The sequence below is a fragment of the Stenotrophomonas sp. PS02297 genome (assembly GCF_029959705.1).
Lineage (GTDB): Bacteria > Pseudomonadota > Gammaproteobacteria > Xanthomonadales > Xanthomonadaceae > Stenotrophomonas > Stenotrophomonas nitritireducens.
In genome coordinates this window covers 16,601-27,151 of sequence record NZ_JASCOS010000041.1, presented here as the reverse complement: position 1 = coordinate 27,151, position 10,551 = coordinate 16,601, and the positions used below count along the sequence as shown (strand labels likewise).

Genomic DNA, 10,551 nt, shown 5'->3' with positions numbered 1-10,551 from the left:
GGCTTCAGCCGCGATGGGGCTTTGCCGGGAGAGCCCTTTCGCGGCTGAAGCCGCTCCTACGAGGGAGGTAGGTTGGCGGGTGTGTCCACCACCGCGCGTTGCAGCGCCGGCTGCCACTGCCCCGGCCAGTCGCGGTCGTTGGCCACCTGCGCCTGCGCGCGGCTGGCTTCGAACGCGGCGAAATCCAGCTCGGCCACCGCCCAGCGCCGGGCGTCGCCGGTCCGTGCCAGCACGCCATCGGCCGGAAAGCCGCAGTCCATCGGCGCGTACACCGCCGCCTCACCGGTATTGACGTCCAGCGCCGGGCTCCAGTCGGCCCGCCCCGCCGTCACCGACTGCGCCACGAACATGCGGTTCTCCAGCGCCCGCGCCAGGCAGCCCACGCGCACGCGGGTGGCGCCGGCCTCGGTGTCGGTGCAGCTGGGCACCACCAGCAGGCGCGCGCCGGCCTCTTGCTGCGCGCGCACCGGCAACGGGAATTCGCTGTCGTAGCAGACCGCCACGCCGGCGCGGATGCCGTCGACCTCGAACACCTTCAGCGCATCGCCGCCATCGATCAGCCCGGTGGCCTTCTCGAAGCCGGTTAGCTGCAGCTTGTCCTGCCACAGATGGGCGCCCTGCGGCGTCAGCCAGTCGCTGCGGTTGCGGTAACGGCCCCGGCCGGTGTCGAGCAGGAAGCTGCCGGCGATCACGTGCATGTCCAGTTCGCGGGCCAGGCCGGCGAACAGTTCCAGCCACGGCTGCCGGTAACGCTGGATGGCGGCCAGCGAGGCCGGCAGCTCGCGCTGTATGTCCGGCGCGAAGGTGGCCGCCAGTTCCAGCGACAGGTATTCGGGCAGCACCGCGATGCGCGCGCCGGCCGCCGCGGCCTCGGCCAGTTCCTGCCGCTGGCGGCGGGCGAAGGCATCGAAATCGACAGGAGCGCCTATCTCATAGCGGGCGACGGCGATCTTCATGCGGCAGGCTCCAGGGCGCGGGTCCAGAACGTGAGCGGATGCGACACCTCCCCGCGGCCGGTTTCCTCCCAGCGCAGGTGCATGGTCATGCCCGGCCGTCGCGCATAGCCGCGCCTGCGCCAGAACACGTCGTTGTCGCGATGGCCGGCGGGCCGGCGCGGGTCGTCGCTGTCACGGTCCACCGCGCAGAAGGCGGTCATCGCGAAGCGCCCGAGCGAACGCGCATGCGCCTCGCGCGCATCGAAGAAGGCATGGCCGATGCCGCGTCCGCGCCATTCCGGCAACAATACCGATTCGCCGAAATAGAACACCTGCGCCGGATCGATGCCGGCCGCCACGAACGGCTGCCGGAACGCAGGCCCGTCGTCCAGCAACGGCAGGCCGGTCGAAGCGCCGACGACCTCGCCGCCGGCGCGCGCCACCACGCACACCGCATCAGGCGTGGCCGCATAGGCGGCAAGATAGTCGCGCTCGTAGTCCAGGCTGCCCTGGTACAAATAGGGCCAGTCGTTGAACACGCGGATGCGCAGGCGCGCCACGTCGTCCAGTACCGGCAGCAGTTCGGGGCCGCGCAGGGCGGCAACGGCGGGAGAAGCGTCCATGGCGGAATTCTAGCCCTGCATTAGCAATGCAACCGCAGCCACCGAAGGCGCCGCCGTCCCCGTCCGCGACGAGGCAGTCGTCGCGCTCGAAGCGGTGGACTGCACCGCGCGCCGCGGGATTCCGCGTTCTTCCGAAACGAGCAGCCGCGGCATCGCCATGGCGGTATCCCACGATGTCGGGCTCCACTGCATGACCGGTACGACGACGGCGAAAGCCAGCGCCGATATCGCCACGCCGATGGCCGGAACCGTGCAGCAATCCGCGCGTTGCTGCTGCCCACCGGCCGGCAGCAACGCGAGCATCGCCGGAGCATGATGAAAGCGCATCGCGCCCCCGCCTGCCGGAGCTTCAATATCGGCGTGCGCATCGCGCCGCTCCCGGCTCGCGCCACAGCAGCCACAGGCGTTCGTGCAGGGCATCGCACACCACCACCTGCTGCCGGTCTCCCAGCACTGCCCTGAAGCGCAGGCCGCGGCGGCCCAGCGCCCGCCAGCGGCCTGCGCCATCCAGCGCGGGCAGGCCCGCGGCGCCGCGCCGGCGGATACGCTCCGCCAGTGCGGCATCCAGTTCCAGGCGCAGGCAGCCACGGCATGCGGCCGTTCCCAATGCCAGTGCGGCCAGCGGAGAAGCGGACCAGCCATCCGCCTGCTCCAGCCGCAGCGCCGCCCCGGCCAATCCCGGCGGCAGCAGTTGCCGCAGCCGCCGCAACAAGCGTGCGCGCAGTCGCATCGCGTTCACCGCAGGCCGGTGCCGACGTCGTACCAGTCCACCTTGCGGGTGATCCACATGATCGCCGCCAGGATCCCGAACAGCAGCAGCGACCCCATCAGCAGCGCGTTGTTCTCCGAGGCCAGCAGCACGTAGAGGACGCCGTACAGCAGGGTCAGCAGGGTGGAAAATCCCAGCCCGCGCTTCCAGCTGTGCAGCGCGCCGGACAGGTAGAAACCCTGCAGGCCGATGCAGGCCGCCGCCGACACCAGGTAGGCCTGCCAGAAGGCGATGTGCTCGGACAAGCTCAGCAGCAGCAGGAAGAAGATCGCCAGCGCCAGGCCGACCAGCAGGTATTGCAGCGGATGTATCTTCAGCCGCTTGATCAGTTCGAACAGCACGAAACCGACGAAGGTCAGCAGCACGAACAGGATGCCGTACTTGCTGGCGCGATCGGCCTGCGTATACACGTCCACCGGATCGACCAGCGCCACCTCCAGCGCCTCGACGCTGCCGCCCTCGCTGCGCAGGCTGCGGCGCAGCTGTTCCTGCGCGGCGGACGCCAGCGAGGACACCGCCCAGTCGGCCTTGAAGCCGGCATCGTCGATGCTGCGCTCGTTGGGCAGGAAACTGCCGCCGAACAGCGGGTGCGGCCACGGCGAGGACAGCGCCACGCGGGTGTCGTCGCCCACCGGCACCACCGCCAGCGAACGGGTGCCGTCCAGCACGAACTCCAGCTCGACCTTGCGCCCTTCGGCCAGGGTGCCCTGGCGCGGATCGGGCAACGGCGGCAGCGTGGCATGCAGCCCCTTGGAGGTCGGTTCCAGCGCCCGCGAACCGGCCTGCAGCGGCAGCGCGCGCCCGTCCACGCGCAGGTTCGGCGTACCGACCAGGCCGCGTACGTCGGCGATGCCCAGCGCCAGGTAGGGCTGGCCGTAGACACGGCCGGGCGTGGCGGAATAAGCGGCGTCGGCGAACTCGGCCTGCAGGCGCGCATGCCAGCTGTACACCGGCACCCGGAACAGGCCGACGCGGCGCTCGTCCGGGCGCATTTCGCCCTGTACTCGCAACTGCCGGGGCATCTGCAGGTCGTAGCCGTGCTCGGTCTGCAGTTCGGTCTTGCGCGCGCCCGACTCGACCACCTCGACCTCGCGCTGCTGCGTCCACGGCAGCACCCGCACCGGGCCGATCAGCGACTGCGCGCCGGCACGGCTCTGCGCCACCCGCTCGATGGCCTGGTCGCGGTAACGCTCGCGCTCGCCGATCGTGCCGCGGATCAGCAGCAGGGGAACCAGCAGCAGCAACACCAGCCCGCCGACCACGGCGAAGCGCAACAGCAGTTTCAGGGAAGTCATGGCCCGTCCTCGTGTGGAAACGGGCACAGGGTGATGGCGCCGGATGTGCGCGGTTTGTGGTGGATTTGAAGCGGGAGTGAAGCGGCCGACGGCGGCGGTTGCCGGACGGGGCCTGCGGCGGGTTGCGGATACCCGTCACGGCATAGTATGAATCCGCGTTGCCCCACCGCCCGGCACTCACCGGCAGCGTCGCCACTGTCCCCAAGGAACCCCACGTGCTGCATGCCAGGTCGCGTACTTCGCTGATCCACCGGCTGTCCCTGAGCATATGGGGTCTGTTCCTCGCCCTCCTCCTGCTGCTTTCCGCGTTCGGCTACCTGGCCATGCGCGTGGTGACCGACCGGGTCGTGCCGATGGTGGCGCAGCGCACCGTCGACCTGCGCGCCAGGGCCAACGAGGGCCAGTTCCTGCAGGCCGAACAGAGCGTGCTACGCCTGCAGCACGAGCTGCTGTGGCGGCTGGACCATGCCGACCGCGACACCACCCTGGCGCGCTTCGACACGCTGTTCGCGCGCAGTGCCGACGGCCTGTGGCGGCTGCAGCCCGGGCTGGTGGATCCCGTACGCGCACCCACCCTGTACCTGCACCAGCCGCCGCAGGGCCTGGACGAGTCGGCGCGCCTGCGCGCGGTGGTCGCCTACGACCTGCTGCGCGAACAGGGCCCGGCGCTGGTGCCGCCGTTCTTCTCGGTCTACATGGACTTCGTCGAGGACGGCCTGATGGTCTATGCCCATGGCATGGACTGGGGCAGCAACGCCGACGCCAGCGCCACCAATGCCGGCTATCCGACGATGCAGGGCTCGGACCCGCGCCGCAACCCGCAGCGCAAGGTGTTCTGGACACCGGTCTATCTGGACCGGCAGGCCAACACCTGGATGGTGTCGGTGATCAAGCCGCTGGACTGGCGGGGGCGCTGGGCCGGCACGCTCGGCCACGACGTCTCGGTCCAGAGCCTGATCGACCGTACCGCCGATAACGATGGCGCCGGCGTGCAGCTGGTCATGGGCGCGGACGGTGCGCTGATCGCGCATCCGCAACTCAGCCGGCGCATCGCCGCCGCCGATGGCCAGCTGGAACTGTCGGCCCTGGACGACCCGCTGCTGGCGCAGGTGCACGGCATGATCGCCTACGGCCATGCCGACAACGGGATCGGCCGCTCGCCGGACGGCAGCCACTGGGTGGCGTGGTCGAAGATCCACGGTCCGGGCTGGTACCAGGTGTTCCTGCTGCCGCAGGCGCGGGTGGACCAGGTGCTGATGTGGGGCCTGCTGGCCGTCTCCAGCTTCGGCATCCTCGGCCTGCTGCCGGCGATGTGGCTGCTGCGCCGCCGGGTGGGTTCGCTGTTCGCGGTACCGCTGAAGCGCCTGACCCAGGCGGTGGACGAACTCAGCCAGGGCGGCGAGCCCAAGCCGATCGCGATGCAGGGCGACGACGAGCTCGGGCACCTGGCCGGCGCGTTCGACGACATGGTCGAGGAACTGGTGCAGCAACGCGCCCTGCAGTTCGCGCATGCGCAGGCGCTGCAGACCGAGATCGACGAGCGCCGCCAGTTCATGACCCGGCTGGAGGAGGAGCGCGCGCGCCTGCTGGCCCTGCTCGGCGCGATGAACCTGGGCATCCTGTTCGTCAGCGACGAGAACCGCGCGACCTACTGCAATGCCGCCTTCCTCGCCATGTGGGATTTCCCGGAGGGCAACACCGTCGTCGGCAGCACCACCGACCAGTGGCTGGAAAGCTCGCAGCGGCTGATGCTCGACCCGCCCGCGTTCCGCCGGCACCTGGACGAGGCGGCCATCGCCCCCAACCTGCACAAGCGGCTGGAAATCCGCCTGCACGACGGGCGCATCGTCATGCACGACGCCTACCCGGTGCGCGACGCGCAGGATCACCTCATAGGCCGGCTGTGGGTGCAGGAAGACGTCACCCACGAACGCCAGACCGCCGAGCAGCTGGTGCGGCTGGCCCAGCACGATCCGCTGACCAGCCTGTACAACCGGCGCCGTTTCGAGGACGACCTGGCGCACTTCTTCCATGCCGCCGAACGCACGCCGAGCCAGGCCGCGCTGCTGTTCTTCGACCTGGACGAGTTCAAGTACATCAACGACACCTTCGGCCATCGCGCCGGCGACTCGGTCCTCAACCGCATGGCGGTCGAGATCCGCACCCTGGTGCGCAGCGGCGAGACCCTGTTCCGCCTGGGCGGCGACGAATTCGCCGTGCTCATGCCGCATGCCAGCCTGGACGACGCCCAGCACCTGGCCGAACGCATCGTGCTGCGCATCTCGCAGACGCCGCTGTGCCTGCACGAACAGACCGTGCGCCTGACCACCAGCCTGGGCATCGCCCACTTCCCCGCCCACGCCGACAACGCGGAGGACCTGGTCGCCCACGCCGACGCGGCGATGTACCAGGCCAAGCACACCGGCAAGAACCGCTGGAACGTGTACCGTCCGGACCGCGACAGCTCGCGGGAAATGGCAAGCCGGCTGGCCTGGAACGACCGCATCGCGCGGGCCCTGGAACACGACCTGCTGCGCCTGCATTTCCAGGGGGTCCACCACGCTGGAGATGGCCGCCTGGCGCACCTGGAAGCGCTGATCCGCATGGAGGACGAGGCCAATCCCGGCCAGCTCATCATGCCCGCGCAGTTCATCGAGCCGGCGGAGAAGAGCGGCAAGATCCTGGAGATCGACCGCTGGGTCATCGCCGAGAGCATCCGCCTGCTCGCCGCGCACCCGTGCCTGCCGGCCATCGCGGTCAACATCTCCGGGCGCTCCTTCGACGATCCCGAGCTGCCGGCCTGGATCGGTGGCCAGCTGCGCCGCCAGCATGTCGCGCCCCGGCGCCTGCTGGTGGAACTGACCGAAACCTCGGCCGTCTCGGACATGGGCGATGCGGCGCGCTTCATCGCTGCGCTGCGCGACACCGGCTGCCCGATCTGCCTGGACGACTTCGGCACCGGCTTCTCGTCGTTCGCCTACCTCAAGAACCTGAGGGCCGACGTGCTCAAGATCGATGGCATGTTCATCCGCGACCTGCCCAGCGAGCACGACAACCAGGTGTTCGTGCGCGCCATCATCGAAGTGGCGCATGGCATGGGCAAGCTGACCGTTGCCGAATTCGTCGAGGACGAAGCCACCCTGCAGATGCTGCGCGGCATGGGGGTGGACATGGTGCAGGGCTACCACCTGGACAGGCCGCGCGCCGACCATCCGGCCTTCGCCGACGGCCCGGCGCCGTAACCTGCCCCACCGCGCGACGACGCATCAGCGCCGGCGTAGAGGCGCGGCGCGCCCCGCAGGGAGCTTTCCCGGTGCGGCCCCGTGCCGGGCAGGCCCGGCACCTACGCCATTGGCAACCACAGGCTCGCCTCCGCACCGCCCTCCACGCGGTTGCGCAGGCGCGCATGCCCACCATGCAGGCGCGCGACCTCGGCCACGAACGGCAGGCCCAGCCCGGAGCTGCGCTGCCCGCTGCCGGGGCGAGCCAGCGAATAGAAGCGCTCGAACACCCGCTCCAGCGCGTAGTCCGGCACACCCGGTCCCTGGTCGGTCAACACCACTTCCCAGCCCCCGTCCTGCGCGCCCAGCTGCAACCCGATCCGGCCGCCTTCGGGCGAAAACGCGATCGCGTTGTCCAGCAGGTTGCCCAGGGCCTGCCGCAGCAGGAACGCATCGCCCTGCACCGGCGCGTGATCCGGCAGTCCGCAGTGCAGCGACAGGCGCGCGGCCTGCAGGCGCGGCCCCGCATCCTCGGCGAGCTGCCGGCACAGCGCCGCCAGGTCCACCGTCGTGCGTCGCTGCAGCCAGCCATGCTGCTCCACCTCGGCCAGCCGCAGCAGCTGGTCGATGGTCTCGGTCAGGCGCCGCTCCTGCTGGGCGATGTTCGCGGCGAAACGCTGCCGGTCGATCTCGGGCAGGGGTTCCTGCAGCAGTTCGGCGGCACCGCGGATCGCCGCCAGCGGGCTCTTCATCTCGTGCGTGAGCGACTGCACGTACTGCTCGACGTAGGCCTTGCCCTCGAGCTTGCGGCGCATGGTCTCCAGGGCCTGGCCGAGATCGCCGATCTCGTCGCCGCGCGGCCTGGGCGGCGGCACCGGCTCGCCGGCGCTGACCGCCTTCGCATAGCGGCTCAGGCTGCCGATGCCGCGTGCCAGCCACCAGGTCATCAGCAGCCCGATCAGCGCCGCCGAGCCGATCAGCCACGCACCGCGCGCGACGATGGCGCGCTGGCTGGCGGCGATGAACGGCTCGATGCTGTCGTTGGGCTGGGCCAGGGTCAGCACGCCGATCAGGGTGCGCCCGTCGGCCGGATCGTAGACCGGCGCGGCCACGTGCATGACCGTGCTGTCCACGTCGCCCGGCGTTCCCGGGCTGGAGCGCGCGCCGTACTGGCCGCGCAGGGTGCGGTAGACATCGTTCCAGCGCGAGTTGTCGCGGCCCACGTCCTGCCCGCGCGAGTCGTAGACGACGATGCCGCGCACGTCGGTCACGGTGACCCGGTAGTCGATGCTGCGCTTGGGGAAGCGCCACACCATCGCGCGCGGATCGCGCCGCTGCGCAGTCGCCACCTGCGCGGCGAAGCGGCCATCGGCGATATGCCCGGCCGCCAGGTCCGGCCCGGCCATCACCGCCAGCACGTTGGCCGCGTCAACCAAGGTGGATTCCATCGCCTGGCGCACGCCCGGCTTGACCTCGTCGACGAACACGCGCATCACGAAGAACGCAGCGATGCCGACGATCAGGAAGAAGCCGAGGAAGAGTTTCAGGCCGAGGCGCACGCCCACCTCACATGGTCGAAGCCGCTGCCGTCGCTCATGGCTTTGCTGTTGCTTCGGCTTTTGATCTTCCGGGTTCCCTTCCGTAGCGACGGAGCCGACGGACAAGACCCGAAGGGCGATGCGCATGGATGCACGTCGTTTTTCGACACGACAGGGATGTCGTGTCGAAAAATCCCGGCGGCGGAGTGGACCCGGCGCGCACAGCGCGTCGGGCGCGGAGGCAGGGCGTGCTTTCTTTTGGTTACCTTTTCTTTGCACGAGCAAAGAAAAGTAACTCGCTCACGCGAAGCGGGAGCGAAAGCCTTTGCAGTTGCCTTCAACCACGAACTGGAAAGAGCCTCACTTCGTTCGATCAGGAGCCGCGAAGCTTTGGCTTTGGCTTTGGCTTTGGCTTTGGCTTTGCCTCCGCCCCGCGCTCCAACGCATGCACGCCGGTAGCGCGTGGAGCACGCCTTCTCCCCGCAAAGGAGAAGGGGCTTCAAAAGTCGCCCCATCGCACGCGCCGGATTTCCAGGAACTTCAGACATCCAGCGCATACCCCAGGCCCCGGTGCGTGCGGATCGGATCATCCTCCGCCCCCGCCGCGCGCAGCTTCGCGCGCAGGGTCTTCACATGCGTATCCACGGTGCGGTCGGCGCTGTCGCTGGCGTGGTCCCAGCCACGCTCCATCAGCTGCGCGCGGCTGAGGATCGCCCCCGGCCGCTGCAGCAGCGCCGCCAGCAGCGCGTACTCGTAGCGGGTCAGGTCCAGCAGCACCTCGCGGTAGCGCACCCGCCGCCCCTCGCGGTCGATCGCGAACGCCCCCTGCCGCATCCAGCCCGCCTCGGCCGGTGCCGGCTGCGCCGGCCGCCGCAGCCGCGCGCGCACCCGCGCCACCAGCTCGCGCGGCGAGAACGGCTTGCCCACGTAATCGTCCGCGCCCAGCTCCAGGCCAAGCACCCGGTCGAACTCGTCGTTGCGCGCGGTCAGGAAGATCACCGGCACCTGGCTGAACGTCCGCAGCTGGCGGCAGACCTCGAAACCGCCCAGGTCGGGCAGGCCCACGTCCAGCACCACCACGTCGATGCCGCCCCCGCGCAGCCGTTCCAGCGCCTGCCGCCCCAGCGCGCAGTGTTCTGCCGCGTGGCCCTCGCTGCGCAGCGCGTACAGGACGGTATCGGCGATGGCGGCCTCGTCTTCGACGACGAGCACGCAGGCGGGCTGTTCGGACATTGCGCCAGCATAGCCGCCCCCGGGCGGCGCCCGTACACTGCACCGATGAACTACCGCCACGCCTTCCACGCCGGCAACCATGCCGACGTGCTCAAGCACATCGTCCTGCTCGCCCTGATCGATGCGCTCAAGCGCAAGGACGCGCCGTTCTTCGTGCTCGACACCCACGCCGGCCGCGGCCGCTACCTGCTCGCGGCGGAGGAAAGCCGCAAGACCGCCGAGGCCGAGGCGGGCATCGGGCAGCTGATGGCCTCGCCGACCCTGCCGGAAGTGGTGGAGCGCTACCTGCGCGCGATCCAGGCCAACAACCCTGTCGGCGGTCTGATCGCCTACCCCGGCTCGCCGCTGCTGGCCGCCCAGGCCATGCGCGGGCAGGACCGCATGGCCGCCTGCGAGCTGCAGCCCGAGGAAGCGGCGGCGCTGAAGGAACTGTTCGCCCACGACCGCCGCGTGCAGGTGCTGGCCGCCAATGGCTACGACAGCATCCGCGCCCTGCTGCCGCCCAGGGCCGGCGAGACGAAGATCGGCCGCGCCCTGGTGCTGATCGACCCGCCCTACGAGGCGCAGGACGCCGAGTACCCGCAGATCATCGCCACGCTGCGCGAGATCCTGGCGCGCATGCCGCAGGCCCAGTGCGCGGTGTGGTACCCGGTCAAGCAGCGCCGCAGCCTGCTGCCGTTCTTCCGCAAGGCGGCCGCGCTGCCGGTCAAGTCGGCGCTGGTGGCCGAGCTGATGGTGCGCCCGGACGACTCGCCGCTGCGCCTGAACGGCAGTGGCATGCTGCTGCTCAATCCGCCCTGGCAGTTCGACCAGGCCTTGGCCCCGGCGTTGCCGGTGCTGCAGCGCGAACTGGGCGAAGCCGGTGCATCGACGCGGCTGGAGTGGATCAAGAGCGGGGATTGAACCTGGCGGCCGCGTTCTGCGGCAGGAGACGGCA

At 70.1% G+C, this 10,551-nt stretch carries 9 protein-coding genes; 2 read left to right on the top strand and 7 right to left on the bottom strand.

Going from position 1 to position 10,551, the window contains the following annotated elements:
- Window positions 1-56: 56 nt before the first annotated feature.
- Genes QMX80_RS10070 through creD form a run of 5 tightly spaced genes read right to left on the bottom strand, consistent with a single transcriptional unit; the run spans window position 57 to window position 3,622 of the window.
- A complete protein-coding gene (locus tag QMX80_RS10070) occupies window positions 57-956 on the bottom strand; it encodes a carbon-nitrogen hydrolase family protein (RefSeq protein ID WP_282276834.1) in 900 nt (299 codons plus the stop codon).
- On the bottom strand, window positions 953-1,558 hold the full coding sequence (locus QMX80_RS10065) for a GNAT family N-acetyltransferase (RefSeq protein WP_282276831.1): 606 nt from the start codon (window positions 1,556-1,558) through the stop codon (window positions 953-955). The genes QMX80_RS10070 and QMX80_RS10065 overlap by 4 nt, the downstream gene beginning before the upstream one ends.
- A 9-nt stretch (window positions 1,559-1,567) precedes the next feature.
- A complete protein-coding gene (locus tag QMX80_RS10060) occupies window positions 1,568-1,861 on the bottom strand; it encodes a hypothetical protein (protein ID WP_282276830.1) in 294 nt (97 codons plus the stop codon).
- 46 nt (window positions 1,862-1,907) lie between these two features.
- A complete protein-coding gene (locus QMX80_RS10055) occupies window positions 1,908-2,288 on the bottom strand; it encodes a hypothetical protein (protein WP_282276828.1) in 381 nt (126 codons plus the stop codon).
- 5 nt (window positions 2,289-2,293) lie between these two features.
- Window positions 2,294-3,622 carry a cell envelope integrity protein CreD gene (gene creD, locus QMX80_RS10050; protein ID WP_282276826.1) on the bottom strand — a complete coding sequence of 443 codons (1,329 nt, stop codon included), beginning with the start codon at window positions 3,620-3,622 and terminating at the stop codon, window positions 2,294-2,296.
- A 158-nt stretch (window positions 3,623-3,780) separates the two neighbouring features.
- On the opposite strand from creD, the gene QMX80_RS10045 reads away from it, so the two are divergent.
- On the top strand, window positions 3,781-6,864 hold the full coding sequence (locus QMX80_RS10045) for an EAL domain-containing protein (protein WP_282276824.1): 3,084 nt from the start codon (window positions 3,781-3,783) through the stop codon (window positions 6,862-6,864).
- A gap of 101 nt (window positions 6,865-6,965) precedes the next feature.
- Here the strand turns inward: QMX80_RS10045 and creC are convergent, their stop codons facing one another.
- Together creC and creB are read right to left on the bottom strand one after the other, a co-directional pair.
- Complete coding sequence (gene creC / locus QMX80_RS10040) at window positions 6,966-8,402, bottom strand: two-component system sensor histidine kinase CreC (protein ID WP_282276837.1); 1,437 nt, start codon at window positions 8,400-8,402, stop codon at window positions 6,966-6,968.
- Between the two features lie 519 nt (window positions 8,403-8,921).
- Window positions 8,922-9,614, bottom strand: a complete 693-nt coding sequence (gene creB, locus QMX80_RS10035; RefSeq protein ID WP_282276821.1) for a two-component system response regulator CreB — start codon at window positions 9,612-9,614, stop codon at window positions 8,922-8,924.
- 45 nt (window positions 9,615-9,659) lie between these two features.
- Between creB and rlmJ the strand changes: the two genes are divergently transcribed.
- Complete coding sequence (rlmJ, locus tag QMX80_RS10030; protein ID WP_282276819.1) at window positions 9,660-10,517, top strand: 23S rRNA (adenine(2030)-N(6))-methyltransferase RlmJ; 858 nt, start codon at window positions 9,660-9,662, stop codon at window positions 10,515-10,517.
- The last annotated feature ends 34 nt before the right edge of the window (window positions 10,518-10,551 follow it).